This is a genomic window from Paenibacillus larvae subsp. larvae (assembly GCF_002003265.1).
Taxonomy (GTDB): Bacteria; Bacillota; Bacilli; order Paenibacillales; family NBRC-103111; genus Paenibacillus_H; species Paenibacillus_H larvae.
In genome coordinates this window covers 1,545,329-1,561,447 of the sequence record NZ_CP019687.1, presented here as the reverse complement: position 1 = coordinate 1,561,447, position 16,119 = coordinate 1,545,329, and the positions used below count along the sequence as shown (strand labels likewise).

Below are 16,119 nucleotides of genomic sequence, written 5' to 3'. Positions count from 1 at the left end.
CTTTGTTTCACCATATCACTGTATTAAAAGAAGAAGCAGTTGAAGGACTGGACATAAAACCGGATGGACTTTATGTTGATTGCACGCTGGGAGGAGCTGGCCACAGTGTCAGGATTGCATCCCAATTAAGCAAGGAAGGGCTCCTTCTTGCCTTGGATCAGGATGCTTCTGCTCTTGCCAATGCCCAAAACGTGCTGGCAGAGTATGAAGATCGTGTCCGTATCGTAAAGACTAACTTTCGGGAATTGAAACATGTTTTACAGTTAGAGCCAAGAACTGTGAAAAACGGAACTCCCCAGGTGGATGGCATTTTATTTGATTTAGGTGTATCTTCCCCTCAACTTGATGAGGCAGAGCGGGGATTCAGCTACAATCATGATGCTGAACTCGATATGCGGATGGACCGTTCCTCGCCGCTTACAGCCAAAACGATCGTGAATGAATGGGCTCCCGAAGAAATCGCACGTATTTTGTTTGTATACGGGGAAGAAAAATTTTCGAGAAAAATCGCTTCCTCGATTGTAAAGGCAAGGGAGAACAAAACGATTGAGACGACCGGGGAACTTGTGGAGATTATTAAGCAAGCTATTCCGGCTGCGGCAAGAAGAAGCGGTCCTCACCCTGCCAAAAGGAGTTTTCAAGCGCTTCGGATTGCTGTGAATGATGAATTGGGAGCTTTTGAAAATGCCCTGGAACAGGCTATAGAATGTCTGGCTCCCGGAGGGAGAGTAGCAGTCATTACCTTTCACTCCTTGGAGGATCGTATTTGCAAGCAAATGTTTGCGAAATTTGTCGGAAAATGTACCTGTCCTCCGGACTTTCCAATGTGTGTTTGTAATAACAAAGGTATCTTAAAATTAGTAAACCGAAAACCAATAACAGCTTCTGAAAAGGAGCTTGCATACAATCCGCGTGCCCGATCCGCCAAATTGCGTATCGCAGAGAAGTTAAGTTAAGGAGGGGAACCATGGCAAGATACATTCAGGGAAATTTAGCCGTTGAACCGCAGCGCAAGCAGCAAGAAAAGAAGGTTCAGTACCGCGAAACCAAAAAAGTCGTATACCGCAAAAAACCACTTCCTATGAAGGAAAAGCTCCTTTATCTGACCATTGTAACAATTGGCGCCGCAATTGCATCTATCATCGTATGGCAGTATGTATCGATTTACCAACTGAATCGGGCCATGGTCAACAAACAGAGTGAAATCAAGAAGATTGAAGTGGAAAATACCGGATTGAATCAGCAATATCTCGTGCTCGTTAGTCCTGAACGGCTGAAGGCTGAAGCGAAAAAACGCGGATTCAGTCCTCAAAATACGAATCAGACCACGCATGTCCCAGTCGATAAATCGGCAACTGATAATCAGAAGAATAACTAGATTGGGGGTGGAAAGATGCTAAAAAAAATTAGAATGCGTTCTTTAATAATAGGGGGCTTTTTTACCCTATTTTTTCTTGTATTAATAGGCAGACTTTTTTATGTCCAGGTGATCCAGGCGGATTGGCTGACTGCTAAAGCAGCAGGCCAATGGAATTCCACTGAAACACTTGCCGCCAATAGAGGAATGATTATGGACCGGAATGATAAGACTCTGGCTGAAGATACGCTGGCCTATTCTATTGCCGTCAATCCGAGGGACATTAAAAAACTGGATGTTCTGGATGAAGTCGTAAGCGGTTTGACCAAGATTCTGGGCTCTGAAAATGGGAATAACGAAAATTTGGAAAAAAAGATCCGGGAAACGGCAACGAAAGAGAAACCAAAAGATGAAAATGCCCAGGCTGCCAATTCGTCTACCGATACAAAGTCGACGGCCGGAGAAAACTATGATTACTTGCTAGCCCAGGTGGAGCTCAGGCCGGAAGGAATGCAGCTTGACAGCGTCAAGGCCAAGCAAGTTCAGGATCTAATCGCGTCAATCAAGCAGCATTTGACTGAACGTGATTCAAAGACCTATCCGAAAAATAAAGTTCAAAAGGAATCGGTTGGTATTACCGTGATGGAAAGCACAAAACGGTTTTACCCTAATAAATCCCTGGCTGCCCACATTATCGGTTATATTAACCGTGAAGGTACGCCACAGATGGGGCTTGAACAGCAGGAGGATGAAATTTTGAAGGGAATTCCGGGCAAGCTTAATCTCCAGACGGATTTAAAGGGAGTCGAGGCTCCGGGCAACAGTCAAAAGATCCTCCAGGAGCCGGTGGATGGTAAAAACATCCGCCTGACTATTGACAATAACATTCAGTTCTATGTGGAAGACGCCCTGAGCGAGGCATACAAAAAATACAAGCCGAAGAGTTTGTCCGCCATTGTTGCTGATGTGAACACAATGGAAATTTTGGGCATGGCCAGTTATCCGAATTTTAACCCGAACGAATTCTACAAGACGGACGGAAAAAAAGGTGAATTTGTCAACAACGCCATTCAGTCTGTATACGAACCGGGTTCTACATTTAAGGCGGTGACCCTGGCGGCTTCAATTCAAGAGAACCTGTTTAAGCCTAGCGATTACTATCACTCGGGAAGCATCAAAATTGGTGATACTCTAATTAAGGACCACAATAATGGAGCAGGCTGGGGGACATTACCTATCTAGAGGGTCTAAAGCGCTCCAGTAACGTTGCCTTTGTTAAAATCGGTCAGCAACTGGGGATGGAAAAACAGCTCCAGTATGTCAAGAACTTCGGATTCGGGGAAAAAACAGGACTCGATCTTGCCGGCGAAAAAAAGGGGAAAGTCATTCCGGAAAGAGACATTGAGTACGCTACGATGTCTTTCGGGCAAGGCCCTATTACCACAACCGCAATTCAGCAGTTAACGGCTTACGCTGCAATAGTAAATGGCGGGAAGCTTATGCAGCCGCACATCATTAAAGATATTGTAGACCCTAAAACGGGACAGCCGGTGCAAAGCTTTGAACCTGTACTAAAAGGAGAACCCATTTCGGCGGAAACTTCCAAAAAAGCGGGAGAATACCTGGAGCAGGTTGTGTCTGATCAAAAAATTGGAACAGGCCGGCACGTATATCTGGACGATTACCGGGTAGGCGGAAAAACGGGAACGGCGCAAAAAGTAATCAACGGTTCCTACGCCGGGGGGAATAAATATGTCGTTTCTTTTATCGGTCATGCGCCTGTAGAAAATCCGCAGGTAGCTATCATTATCATAGCTGACGAACCACAGTTACAAAACTATACGGAAGCTGGCGATGTAACCTCTAAGCCATTCAAAAGCATCATGTACCAGACATTAAAATATTTGCAGGTTCCTTCTTCTAACTCCAAGCCAGCTAACACGGAGGACCAGAACGGGCCCCTTACGGTAACCATGCCTGATCTTAACGGCAAAACCGTTCCGGAAGCCAAGAAAATCACAGAGGAACAGGGATTGAACGTTACGTTCCTGGGTGAGGGTGACAAGGTACAAAAGCAATTACCGGACCCGGGTGTACAGGTTCAGCCCTCCCAGCGCATTTATGCTGCTCTGTCTCCTATAGACAACATAGCTGTCCCCGATCTTAAAGGCTTGTCTTTCCGGGAAGCAGCTGAAATTGCCTCCTTCTTGAATGTGAAGGTGATTCCGAAAGGAGAGGGGTTTGTCGTATCGCAATCTTTGGAAGGCGAAGGAACAACCCGCATATTGAAACTCAAGCTGCAGCCCCTTACCCAGGTCAAGCAATAGCTTGTTCTATCTCTCTCAGACGTTGAATACTCTTGTTATGAACGAGTCTGACTTGTCTGGGAGGAGGAACAAGCTATGAAACGGGTATCCAGTGTGATGGTAAGGCACAGGCTGTTTGTTGCCTTGCTTCTCGGGACGCTAACCTTTATTGCTTTACTGGTAAGGCTGGCATACGTCCAGTTATGGAAAGGACAGGAACTGGCCGAACGAGCCGAAGACTCCTGGCGCCGGAACATTCCTTTTGCGGCTAACCGGGGTGAAATCTGGGATCGCAATGGAACGCGCCTTACGTATAATGTCAGTACCCCTTCAGTGATGGCCATACCGGCTCAGCTGAAAGATCCGAAGGCAGCAGCAGCCAAGCTTGCCCAAGTGCTGGAGGGTTCAGAGGAGACCATCTACAAGCAAATTACCAAACGGCAATCCATTAACAAGGTTTCTCCTGCAGGGCGAAAAATTACTCAGGAGAAGGCGCTTGAAATCAAAAATCTGAACATACCCGGTATTGTAGTAGCTGAAGATAACAAGCGTTATTATCCGTTCGGATCTCTCGCCGGGCATATTCTCGGCTTTACGGGTATTGATAACCAGGGACTAACCGGTGTGGAAGCCAAGTATGACAAACTGTTGACAGGCTTGCCAGGCAGTGTTTCCTATTTGGCTGATGCGGCAGGAAGGCAGATGCCCGGTTCAACGGATGAGTATGTCAAACCAAAGGACGGATTAAATCTCCAGCTAACCATTGACCAGCATTTGCAATCCGTTCTGGAACGTGAACTTGATCAAGCTATGGTGAAACATCAGGCTCAGAACATTCTTGCTATTATGATGGACCCGAATACTGGGGAAGTGCTGGCGATGGGCAGCAGGCCGGGATATGAGCCGGCCCGTTACAAGGAATACGACAGTGAAATTTATAACCGTAATCTGCCGATTTGGAAAACTTACGAACCGGGGTCTACCTTTAAAATCATTACCCTTGCGTCAGCTTTGCAGGAGAAAAAGGTCGATTTGAAGAACGAACAATTCTTTGACCCTGGTGCCATTGAAGTAGGGGGAGCACGTCTTCGATGCTGGAAGAAGGGGGGCCATGGCAGTGAAACCTTCCTGCAGGTGGTGGAGAATTCATGCAACCCGGGGTTTGTTGTGCTGGGACAACGTCTGGGAAAAGAGAGCTTATTTGATTACATTCAGCGTTTTGGCTTTGGTAAACGGACAGGCATTGACCTGGCCGGGGAAGAAAATGGTATTTTGTTCAAGCCTTCCCGGGTTGGTCCCGTCGAACTGGCCACCACTGCTTTTGGCCAAGGGGTTTCCGTGACCCCTATCCAGCAGATAACGGCCGTGTCGGCAGCCGTTAATGGGGGCAAGCTGTTCAAACCCCATGTAGCTAAAGCCTGGATAAATCCCGAATCCGGGCAAGTGGTGGATACCATCCAGCCTGAACTTGTCCGCAATGTAATTTCGGAAGAGACATCCAAGCAGGTCAGAGAAGCTCTGGAAAGTGTTGTAGCTAAAGGAACCGGGCGGAATGCCTTTATTGACGGTTACAGGGTAGGCGGGAAGACCGGGACAGCACAAAAGGTTATAAACGGCCGGTATTCACCGGATGAGCATATCGTCTCCTTTATCGGATTTGCTCCGGCAAATAATCCGAAAATTGTGGTTTATGCGGCAGTAGATGATCCGCAAGGAATTCAATTCGGAGGTCTGGTGGCAGCTCCGATTGTCAAAAATATAATGGAGGATGCGCTTCACTATATGAAAGTGCAGCCTAGCAAGGATCAGTTAAACAAAGATTACAGGCTTGGTGAAAAACCCGTCGTTGAGGTGCCTAATCTGGTTGGGGCAACGGTTCAGGACATTTACGAGGACCTGAATTCCGATTTTAATCTGGTAAAGTCAGGATCTGGAAATGTAGTTGTCAGCCAGGCACCCAAACCGGGTACGAGAGTAGACCGGGGCTCCACGATTCGTGTATACTTATCTAATCCGACAAAACCAGATGGTAGTGAAAATAAATCTCCCTAATCGGAGAACTGCTTTTTGACTATCCGCTTTTGTCAATACTATCTTAGTGAATTGCAGAATAAACGGGAGGCGACAAACGCATGCAACTGAATGAATTTGCATCGCTGCTAAAAACGAGCCAAATTGTGGGGGACGAAACGGTGGAGGTATCCGGCGTCCAGATCGATTCCCGGAAAATTAAACGAGGAGACTTATTTATTTGTATTTCAGGTCTTGTAAGTGACGGGCATGATTTTGCTGGAAAGGCTGTGGACAATGGGGCAGTTGCCTTAGTTGTTGAGCGAAGGCTCGATGTGAATGTTCCGCAAATCCTGGTTAAGGAGACCAGACATGCGATGGCTCTCTTTGCTGCTCATTTTTACGGCTATCCGGCTCATGATATGAAAATCATTGGAGTAACCGGAACCAATGGCAAAACGACGACTACGTATTTAATTGAACAAATTCTTAGAGATCAAGGCTTTATAACCGGGCTGATGGGAACGATTCAGGTGAAAATCGGATCCGAATACTACGGGGTAGAACGAACTACCCAGGAAGCGTTGGATATACAAAAAAATCTGGCTGCCATGCGCGAAAAAGACACGGATTATTGCGTGATGGAAGTATCCAGCCATGCCTTGGATTTCGGTCGTGTAAAAGGGATTCCTTTCCGTTCCGGCGTGTTTACCAACTTAACCCAGGACCATTTGGATTATCATAAAACGATGGATAACTACCGGCTCGCCAAAGCCCAGCTTTTTTCCAGAATGGGAAATGATTTCGTCCAAGATGAAAAACAGCGCAGTTACGCCATTTTAAACGTGGATGATGAAGCCAGCGAAACTTTTCAAAGGTTAACCAGTGCCGAAGTTATCACATATGGCATAGAAAAGGAATGTGACGTTAGAGCATCCAATATCCGTATTACGGCCGAGGGAACAGAATTTACTTTAACTACTTTTGAAGGTACGGAAAACATCCGGATGAAGCTTGTTGGCAAATTTAACGTATATAACGCCTTGGGAGCGATTGCGGCAACACTTGCAGAAGGCATTTCCTTGGAAGCAATTAAGAAAAGTCTGGCAGAGGTTGATTCCGTTCCGGGCCGTATGGAAGTGGTAAGTGAGGGCCAGGATTATCTTGTACTGGTTGATTATGCCCATACACCGGATGGACTTGAAAATGCCCTATCAACGGTAAAGGAATTCGCAGAAGGACATGTATATTGCGTCTTTGGATGCGGAGGAGACAGGGACCGGACCAAACGCCCTCTTATGGGGAAGGTAACGGCCAAATACAGCGATCATTTGTTTGTAACATCCGATAATCCCCGTACTGAAGATCCAGCTGCTATTTTGGAAGATATTGTTCCCGGAATCGTAGAGGCCGGGCTATCCGAGGACCGTTTCGAGCTTATAGTGGACAGACGCCTGGCTATACAAAAAGCTATTGAAGTGGCAAGCCCGAAAGATGTAGTATTGATAGCGGGTAAAGGCCATGAAACTTACCAGGATATCATGAATGTGAAACATGATTTTGATGACCGCCTGGTGGCGAAGGAAGCAATAAGGAGCAAACAAAAATGATGAATCGATCGCTAACCCAAATAGCCAGAATGGCAGGGGGCACTCTTCGTGTAAACCAGGAGCATGCCGATGCCATTTCGATACAAGGCGTTTCCATAGATACCAGGAGTCTTCGTCCCGGTAATCTTTTCGTCCCTCTGCCGGGAAATCATATAGACGGTCATGAACATGTAGCGGCCGCACTGTCCAAAGAGGCGGCTGCCGCTTTTTGGAAAAGGGGCTATCCCAATCCACCCGAAGATGCGGTTCTTATTTTTGTTGATGATCCGCTTAAAGCTCTTCAGAGGCTTTCACGGCAGTATAGGGAGCAGTGCGGGGCAAAAATTATTGGAATCACAGGAAGCAACGGGAAAACGACCACCAAGGACCTTGTGGCCTCGGTGCTGGGAACTACGTACCGGGTGCATAAAACACAAGGAAACCTGAACAATCATATCGGGTTGCCTTTAACGCTCCTGCAAATCGGTGAAGACACGGAAGTAGCCGTTATTGAGATGGGCATGAGTGGGCGAGGTGAGATTGAGTTGCTTTCTGAATTAGCGCAGCCGGATATGGCCATTATCACCATGATTGGCGACGCCCACTTGCTCCAGCTAGGGTCCAGAGAAGAAATTGCCCGTGCAAAAACGGAAATACTCGGAGGTCTCCAAGATGGAGGTTTATTTATTTCCAACGGGGATGAACCCCTGATAGATTTTGTACTGCCTGAAATAAAAAAGCCTGAAGAAATGCGCCGGGTCTCATTTGGACAAAAGTCTACGAACAATATATATCCGGTGGACATTCAGATTGGGAATGACGGATCTTCTTTTAGATTACAGGACTCTGATACCGAGTTTTATATCCCCCTGCTCGGTCTGCATAATGTGATGAACGCTTTGGCTGCTGTCACAGCTGGCCGGGAACTTGAAGTATCTGACGAAAAGATTGCACAGGGGCTGAGAGATGTTCAGCTTTCCGGTATGCGAATTGAAAAGCGGAAGGCAGAATCAGGTTTTACGGTCCTTAATGATGCCTATAACGCAAGTCCCGCAGCCACAAAAGCGGTCTTGTCACTAATGAAGCAGCTTAAAGGATATCGCCACAAATATGTGGTCCTGGCGGATATGCTAGAGCTTGGAGAATTGGAGGAGCAGTTCCACCGGGAAATTGGAGGAATAGCAGCAAATCTGGCTGAGCAGGGCGAATTAAGCGGCATCTATACTTATGGTCCGCTGGGGCGGTATATAGCAGAGGAAGCCAAGGCCAGATTTCCGCTGGTGAATACTTACTGGTTCGAGGACAAACAGGCCATGGCCAATGCTCTGAAGGAAGTTATCCATCCGGAAGATGTCGTTCTGGTTAAAGCTTCGCGGGGCATGAAACTGGAAGATGTAGTAAATTTTTTATTGGCTTAATACAATAAGAATAGGTGGGGATAAGCTGTCCACCTGATTTGTATATGCCTCCCCCGTGTCCCTGCGGTCGGGGGTATCCGGGGAATAGAGGCTTGCTGCCTTCTGGCAGCGACAGGCTGCTCTGGGAAGAAGCTTCCCTTGGAGAGAAGCTTTTAGGAGGAAATGAACAGTGGAATTAAAAGTAGTTTTATTAACCATGGGAGTCGCCTTTGTTCTTGCACTGATTATGGGGCCTCTCTTTATTCCTATTTTACGGAGAATGAAATTCGGCCAGCAAGTCCGAACAGAGGGGCCGAAAGCCCATTTGAAGAAGCAAGGTACACCGACTATGGGCGGTATTATTATCATGCTTGCTTTGGCGCTGGCCTCCTTGCGTTTTGCCGAGTTTGACATACAGCTTCTCATTTTGCTGATTGCCACTCTTGGTTACGGACTTATCGGTTTCCTGGACGATTACATCAAAATTGTGTTTAAACGTTCACTTGGTTTAACAGCCAAACAAAAACTGGCAGGACAACTGCTGGTCTCCCTTATTGTTTGTGTGCTTCTGGTGAAGTCAGGGTATAGTACGGAAATACACATTCCTTTTGCAGATATTTCATTTAACCTCGGCTGGTTTTACTTCCCGTGCATGGTTATTCTTATGCTTGGGGCCTCCAACGCTGTCAATTTCACGGACGGTCTGGATGGGCTTCTTGCCGGAACAAGCGCCATCGCCTTTGGGGCATATACCATCATCGCGATGAATAATACCCAACCGGACGTAGCCATCTTCTCTGCTGCTATGGTGGGGGCCGTTTTAGGATTTTTGGTTTTTAACGCGCATCCAGCCAAGGTATTTATGGGAGATACAGGCTCTCTTGGAATAGGCGGAGGTCTGGTGGCCGTGGCTGTGCTAACCAAAGCGGAACTGGTGCTGGCTATTATTGGCGGTATATTTTTGATTGAAATACTATCGGTAGTTATCCAGGTGGTTTCGTTTAAGACAAGAGGCAAAAGGGTGTTTAAAATGAGTCCGATTCATCATCACTTTGAACTGGTTGGCTGGTCAGAGTGGCGGGTGGTCATTACCTTTTGGACCGTAGGTCTGGTGTTTGCCGCATTAGGACTAATAATCAACGAGGTGTTATAGATGAAAGTTCCTCAGGAATATTCCGGAGAAGAAGTTGTTATCCTGGGTTTAGCCAGAAGCGGGGTGGCTGCTGCCAAGCTGTTTCATGAAATGGGTGCTACGGTCACCGTTAATGATAAAAAGGAACGAGAGGAATGTCCCGAAGCTGAAGAATTGGAGGCTTTGGGTATTTCTGTAGTTTGCGGAGGACATCCATCCAGCCTGATTCATGATCAGGTATCTTTAGTGGTTAAAAACCCCGGAATTCCCTATACAGCTCTACCGGTTCAATGGGCGATTGATCGCCACATAGAGATCGTTACCGAGGTAGAAGTGGCTTATCGCATGAGCAAGGCGCCAATTATAGGCATAACGGGCTCCAATGGAAAAACGACGACAACCACTTTGGTGGGCAAAATGCTTGAGGAGGCTGAACTATCACCGGTGGTGGCGGGAAATATTGGCCGGGCACTTAGTGAAGCTGCCCTTGACGCTAACGAAACGGATAGGCTTGTAGTGGAGCTTAGCAGCTTCCAGCTTAAAGGGACCACGGATTTTCGGCCACATATTGCCTGTCTGCTCAACGTATATGAAACCCATCTGGATTACCACGGAAGTATGGAAGATTATGTCGCTTCTAAAGCCAAGCTGTTTGCAAACCAAACGCAGGAAGATACTGCAGTCATCAACTGGGACGACCCAGTCTGCCGATCCCTTGTTCCAACGATCAAAGCCGGGCTTATGCCGTTTTCCATGAAAGAAAAACTTTTGCCCGGGGTTTATCTGGACGAGCATCAAAAGATTGTATTTACGGATCGCAGTGGAGCTACTCATACGATACTGCCTGCCAAAGAGCTGGGGATTAGAGGCAGCCACAATATAGAAAATGCACTTGCTGCGTCGGCAATTGCTTTGTGTGCGGGGGTAAACATTTCTAACATTGCCGGTGTTTTAAAACTTTTTCGGGGAGTGGAACACCGTCTCGAATATGTAGGGACTTACCACAATCTGGAGTTTTACAATGATTCAAAAGCGACCAATCCTGCTGCCACCATCAAATCGATTGAAGCTTTTGAACAGCCGCTTGTGCTAATTGCAGGGGGGCTCGACAGGGGTTCAGATTATCGGGAGCTTATCCCTGTACTCCAGGAACGGGTGAAAGCTCTTGTTACACTGGGCCAGACCGGTGAAAAAATTCAGCGTGCTGCCGAACAGGCAGGATTGACAAGAAGAAAAAGCGTCGATACTGCTAAAGGTGTGCAAGAAGCCATAGCGGAGGCTGTCGAACTCGCTGCCCTGCTGGCTGAACCTGGGGACACCGTTTTGCTTTCACCGGCCTGTGCCAGTTGGGACATGTTTTCCTCCTTTGAAGAGAGGGGGAGCATGTTTAAAGAATCCGTGCATAACCTTTAAATAGGGTGCAGGTAAGCCTGCCAAGCTTAATTGCATGCAAAAGCACGGACGAGCCGTTCAGCAAGTATCGTCAGGAAGCAAAGCATTGGACCGTACAGGCCTGTTTGCACCCTTAAACATTAGGTAAGAGGTGTCTAAAATGGGAAAAGCACGGTCTGCCCCGGATGTATGGATATTGATTTCCACATTGCTTCTGCTTACAATTGGTGTCGTAATGGTATACAGTGCAAGCGCCGTTATTGCCTATCATGAATTTGGTGACTATTTTTATTATTTGAAGCGGCAGCTTCTTTTTGCCGTTCTCGGTATTATCGCCATGTTCTTCACAATGAATATGGATTATCATGTATGGAAGAAGTATGCGAAAATCGGCCTTATCATTTGTTTCGCTCTGCTGATTATCGTGCTGATTCCCGGTATTGGAGTAATCCGCGGGGGGCAAGAAGCTGGCTTGGTATCGGTTCCTTTGGGATCCAGCCTTCCGAATTTATGAAAATGGGGATGATCCTGTTTCTGGCCAAATTATTATCTGATCAGCAATCGCAGATCACGTCTTTTACGAAAGGGTTGCTCCCGCCGCTGGTCCTTGTAGGCGTTGCCTTCGGCCTTATTATGCTACAGCCTGATCTCGGTACAGGTGCGGTGATGGTAGGAGCTTCCCTGCTTGTTATTTTTACAGCAGGAGCCAGAATCCTTCATCTATCATTTCTGGCAATTGGCGGAATAGCCGGGTTTGTAGGCCTGATTCTTGCAGCTCCTTACAGGCTGCAGCGAATCACTGCTTTTCTGGATCCTTGGCAGGATCCTTTGGGTGCAGGCTACCAGGCAATTCAATCGCTTTACGCCATAGGCCCTGGAGGCCTGGTCGGGTTAGGGCTTGGGATGAGCCGGCAAAAATACAGCTACCTGCCCGAGCCCCAGACGGACTTCATCTTTTCCATCATTGCCGAAGAACTGGGTTTTATAGGCGGTATGGTAGTCTTGCTATTATTTTTAATTCTGGTATGGAGAGGAATGAGAACAGCCATAACAGCACCGGATACGTTCAGCAGCCTGGTGGCTGTAGGAATAGTCGGGATGGTCGCCGTACAGGTTATCATTAATATCGGTGTAGTTATTGGTCTTATGCCGGTTACGGGAATTACTCTTCCCTTAATTAGTGCGGGCGGGTCTTCTCTTACGCTAATGCTAACCTCCATAGGTATACTATTAAATATTTCCCGTTACGCGAGGTGACTTGATCAGTGCGTGTCGTTCTTAGCGGAGGAGGAACCGGAGGACATGTATATCCTGCTTTGGCAGTTGCCGAGCAGTGCCTTCAGGTGGATACCGACTCCCAGTTTCTTTATATTGGGACTAATTCAGGTCTTGAACGAGATATTGTGGAGAAGTCGAAGCTGGAAATGCCCTTTGAGGCCATTGATATCAGAGGGTTCAGAAGAAAGCTGGTTTCTCTTGATAACATAAAAACTGTGATGAAGTTCTTAAAAGGGGTCAACCGTTCTAAAGAACTGTTAAGGAATTTTAAACCGGATATTGTAATCGGGACAGGCGGCTATGTATGCGGACCGGTTTTATATGCGGCTGCCAAACTGGGCGTTCCTACCCTTATTCATGAACAAAACGCCATTGCAGGACTTACAAACAAGTTTTTAAGCAGGTATGCAAACTCAGTACTTGTCAGCTTTAAAGGAACTGAATCTATTTTTTCTAAAGCCGGGCACGTACTATATTCGGGTAATCCGCGCGCCACTTCAGTGGTCAATGCGGATCCGGAAGAAGGGTACCAGTCCCTCGGCATCCGCCCCGGAACTCAGATTGTTTTAGTGGTTGGGGGAAGCCGCGGGGCAAAAGCTATTAACCGGGCCATGATCGAAATGGCCTCCCTCGTAAACAAGCTTTCCGATATACAATTTATTTTTGTTACAGGTGCTCCATATTACGAAGAGACTCGGGACGCAATATCAGCGTTCTCTCCCGACATTCCGAATTTGGCCGTGCTTCCTTACGTGCACAATATGCCTGAGGTTTTGGCCGCGACTTCCCTGGTCATCAACCGTGCGGGAGCGTCCACTATAGCCGAAATTACGGCTCTTGGCCTGCCATCGATCCTTATTCCGTCCCCAAATGTAACAGGCAATCACCAGGAGTATAATGCCCGCCAACTTTCGGATCAAGGAGCAGCCGAACTGATACTTGAGAAAGATTTAAGCGGTGCAAGCCTTTTTGAGAAAATCTCCGATATTATGCAAAACCCGATCCGGGCCGAGCACATGTCTATTCAAGCCAAAAAATTAGGCGAACCTGAATCAGCCATGCTGATTGTCAAAGAAATGCAGCGTTTATTGAAAAATTCATTTTAGCCAGTCCAATCGCCCAAAGAAGCCCGTTTCCAGGTGTAAGCTTTGGGCGATTGTCACACTCTTTTTCCCTGAAACATAGACTACACTATAACCGTGACAGATACCTAAGGTGGAGGGGAAAAGAATGAAAAGGACTGTTCCTGAGGAAGTTCCCAAATCCAAAATTCATGCATCGCAAAGGGTGTAGAATTTTCCCTTTAGTTCTGTGAAGGAGGTTTTCCCATGCAACAAGTCATCGCTGACTTGCAGGAGGCGGATGCCGGCGAAATTTGCCCGGATGAAGTCTTGGCGCCTTATACAACATGGAAAATTGGCGGCCCGGCAGACGTACTGGTCATTCCGGAAAGTAAAGAGGAACTGGCTGCGGCAATTGCAGTACTGCATCGGCACCGAACTCCATGGATGATTCTAGGGAGAGGGTCGAATCTGCTGGTCTGCGACAAAGGTATCCGGGGTGCCGTCATTAAACTGGGCAATTCGTTCGATACAGTGCGCCTTGAAAATCATCTGATATATGCAGATGCTGCTTATTCGATCATTAAGCTATCCGTGATGGCCGGCAAGGCAGGATTGACTGGACTGGAGTTCGCTGGAGGAATTCCCGGTTCTGTGGGAGGAGCCGTTTACATGAACGCAGGAGCCCATGGGTCTGATGTGTCACGCATTCTTAAGCAGGCTGATGTCATCTTGGACACAGGGGAATTAGTAACTATGCAACAGGAAGACTTGCAATATGCCTATCGCCATTCCATACTCCATACATTACCTGGAATCGTAACGGAGGCGGTATTTGAGCTGGAGCCTGGTGACCGCAAGGAAATTGCGGCTGCTCTTGCTGCCTACAAAGACCGCCGGCTGCGCACTCAGCCTCTTGGGCTGGCCTGTGCGGGTAGTGTATTCCGCAATCCTGATAAACATTATGCAGCCAAGCTGATTGAAGAGTCAGGGCTTAAAGGTACGAGTGTGGGCGGAGCGGAGATATCTCCACTGCATGCTAATTTCATTGTGAACACCGGGAATGCGACAGCCGAGGACGTTCTCACCCTTATCCAAAAAATCCAGCAAACCGTATGGGATCATCACGGAATTGGCTTGGAGCCTGAAGTATTGGTGGTGGGTGAACGGTAAATCGGAGGTGAGACATTGGAGAAGTTGGTTATCGAAGGTGGCCGACCTCTTTCGGGAGCCATCCAGATACATGGGGCCAAGAACGCTGCACTGCCCATTCTTGCGGCAAGTTTGATGGCAAGTGGGGTACACACTCTTCACAATGTTCCGGAACTGCTCGATATCGAGGTCATGCTGAGTATTGTAGAGGCACTCGGTTGCCGGGTGGAACAGCGAGGAAACACCGTTACCTTGGATACAACGTCTATCCATTCCTATCATATTCCTGATGATCTCATGAAATTGATGCGCTCTTCCATCTTTCTGATGGGTCCTCTGCTTGCCCGCTTCGGCAGCGTGCAGCTTTATCATCCGGGGGGTTGTGCGATTGGCGAAAGGAAAATTGATTTTCATTTAAGAGGATTACAGGAGCTTGGAGTCGAAATTGAAGAATCAGGAAATAGGATTATATGCAAAGCGGATAGATTGCAAGGAGCCGATATCATGTTGGATTTCCCTAGTGTAGGGGCTACGGAAAATCTCATGATGGCCGCTGCCATGGCTGAGGGGGTAACCACTATATTTAACGCGGCCAGAGAGCCTGAAATTCAGGACTTACAGCATTTCTTGAATAAAATGGGAGCAGAAATTATAGGAGCCGGCACGGATACCATCACCATTAAGGGAGTTCAGGAACTCAGGGCGTGCTCATACAGGATTATTCCTGACCGTATTGTAGCAGGCACTTTTTTAGTAGCAGCAGCAGCTACTAAGGGAACCGTTTCAATCGAGGGAGCCAACCCTGTTCATCTTACTTCATTAATGCATGTACTGAAACGGACCGGAGCCCAGCTCACAGTCCGTGATGACCTTATTCAAGTGAGTGCCCCTTACCGCCCCAAGGCGGTAGAACGAATTGTGACAGCTCCTTACCCTTCTTTTCCGACAGATCTGCAATCGCAGATTATGGTACTGCTTTCCCTTACGGACGGTCATAGCATTATAAAAGAAACCATATTTGAGGGAAGGTTCAAGCATGTGGATGAGCTATGCCGGATGGGGGCTGATATCCGGGTAGACTTGAATTCGGCATTTATCCACGGGGTTCCGCGACTCTACGGAGCCACGGTAGAGGCTACGGATTTACGTGCCGGTGCTGCTCTCATTATTGCGGGATTAGCTGCACACGGTACTACGGTTGTTGAACAGGTACACCATGTAGACCGGGGGTATGATAGAATCGAGCTGATGCTGAAGAAGCTGGGTGCCCAGATCTACCGAATCTCGGAATAAAAGGATAAAATACTTATAGAAATATCCCTTCCTGTCCTTCAGGAGGGGATGTAAGCTTTTACTAAAGCAATTTTCATATATTCCCAAGAATATGAAAGGGACAGCATATATGGATCAAAATGGCCCAGCTCTTTTAAAAATAAGGTTGCTGT

The 16,119-nt window shown here is 47.4% G+C and carries 11 protein-coding genes and 2 pseudogenes; all 13 read left to right on the top strand.

Annotated elements, in window-relative coordinates:
- The first annotated feature begins 2 nt into the window (after window positions 1-2).
- The 13 genes and pseudogenes from rsmH to murA all read left to right on the top strand — a co-directional run bounded on the left by rsmH (window position 3) and on the right by murA (window position 15,967).
- The gene (gene rsmH, locus BXP28_RS08085) at window positions 3-956 is read left to right on the top strand and encodes a 16S rRNA (cytosine(1402)-N(4))-methyltransferase RsmH (protein WP_024094499.1); all 954 of its coding nucleotides are present in this window, start codon (window positions 3-5) and stop codon (window positions 954-956) included.
- An 11-nt stretch (window positions 957-967) separates the two neighbouring features.
- Window positions 968-1,378, top strand: coding sequence for a hypothetical protein (locus tag BXP28_RS08080; RefSeq protein WP_023485598.1), 411 nt, complete (start codon window positions 968-970; stop codon window positions 1,376-1,378).
- A 15-nt stretch (window positions 1,379-1,393) separates the two neighbouring features.
- A pseudogene (locus BXP28_RS25030) lies at window positions 1,394-3,496 on the top strand (penicillin-binding transpeptidase domain-containing protein); the annotation flags it as partial.
- Between the two features lie 32 nt (window positions 3,497-3,528).
- A complete protein-coding gene (locus tag BXP28_RS25025; protein ID WP_367869712.1) occupies window positions 3,529-3,684 on the top strand; it encodes a PASTA domain-containing protein in 156 nt (51 codons plus the stop codon).
- Window positions 3,685-3,759: 75 nt separating this feature from the next.
- Window positions 3,760-5,715, top strand: a complete 1,956-nt coding sequence (locus tag BXP28_RS08065) for a stage V sporulation protein D (RefSeq protein WP_023485596.1) — start codon at window positions 3,760-3,762, stop codon at window positions 5,713-5,715.
- An 80-nt stretch (window positions 5,716-5,795) separates the two neighbouring features.
- Window positions 5,796-7,283, top strand: coding sequence for a UDP-N-acetylmuramoyl-L-alanyl-D-glutamate--2,6-diaminopimelate ligase (locus tag BXP28_RS08060; RefSeq protein WP_023485595.1), 1,488 nt, complete (start codon window positions 5,796-5,798; stop codon window positions 7,281-7,283).
- On the top strand, window positions 7,280-8,680 hold the full coding sequence (locus tag BXP28_RS08055; RefSeq protein ID WP_036654772.1) for a UDP-N-acetylmuramoyl-tripeptide--D-alanyl-D-alanine ligase: 1,401 nt from the start codon (window positions 7,280-7,282) through the stop codon (window positions 8,678-8,680). Before BXP28_RS08060 ends, BXP28_RS08055 begins: the two co-directional genes overlap by 4 nt.
- 169 nt (window positions 8,681-8,849) lie before the next feature.
- Window positions 8,850-9,812: a phospho-N-acetylmuramoyl-pentapeptide-transferase gene (gene mraY, locus BXP28_RS08050; RefSeq protein WP_023485593.1), complete on the top strand. Its 963-nt coding sequence runs from the start codon at window positions 8,850-8,852 to the stop codon at window positions 9,810-9,812.
- Window positions 9,813-11,204 carry a UDP-N-acetylmuramoyl-L-alanine--D-glutamate ligase gene (gene murD, locus BXP28_RS08045; RefSeq protein WP_023485592.1) on the top strand — a complete coding sequence of 464 codons (1,392 nt, stop codon included), beginning with the start codon at window positions 9,813-9,815 and terminating at the stop codon, window positions 11,202-11,204.
- 139 nt (window positions 11,205-11,343) lie between these two features.
- Window positions 11,344-12,440 (top strand): annotated as a pseudogene (gene spoVE / locus BXP28_RS08040) (stage V sporulation protein E).
- An 8-nt stretch (window positions 12,441-12,448) separates the two neighbouring features.
- Window positions 12,449-13,567, top strand: coding sequence for an undecaprenyldiphospho-muramoylpentapeptide beta-N-acetylglucosaminyltransferase (murG, locus tag BXP28_RS08035; protein WP_023485590.1), 1,119 nt, complete (start codon window positions 12,449-12,451; stop codon window positions 13,565-13,567).
- 222 nt (window positions 13,568-13,789) lie between these two features.
- A complete protein-coding gene (gene murB, locus BXP28_RS08030; RefSeq protein WP_023485589.1) occupies window positions 13,790-14,695 on the top strand; it encodes a UDP-N-acetylmuramate dehydrogenase in 906 nt (301 codons plus the stop codon).
- A gap of 15 nt (window positions 14,696-14,710) precedes the next feature.
- A complete protein-coding gene (gene murA / locus BXP28_RS08025; protein ID WP_023485588.1) occupies window positions 14,711-15,967 on the top strand; it encodes a UDP-N-acetylglucosamine 1-carboxyvinyltransferase in 1,257 nt (418 codons plus the stop codon).
- Window positions 15,968-16,119 lie beyond the last annotated feature (152 nt).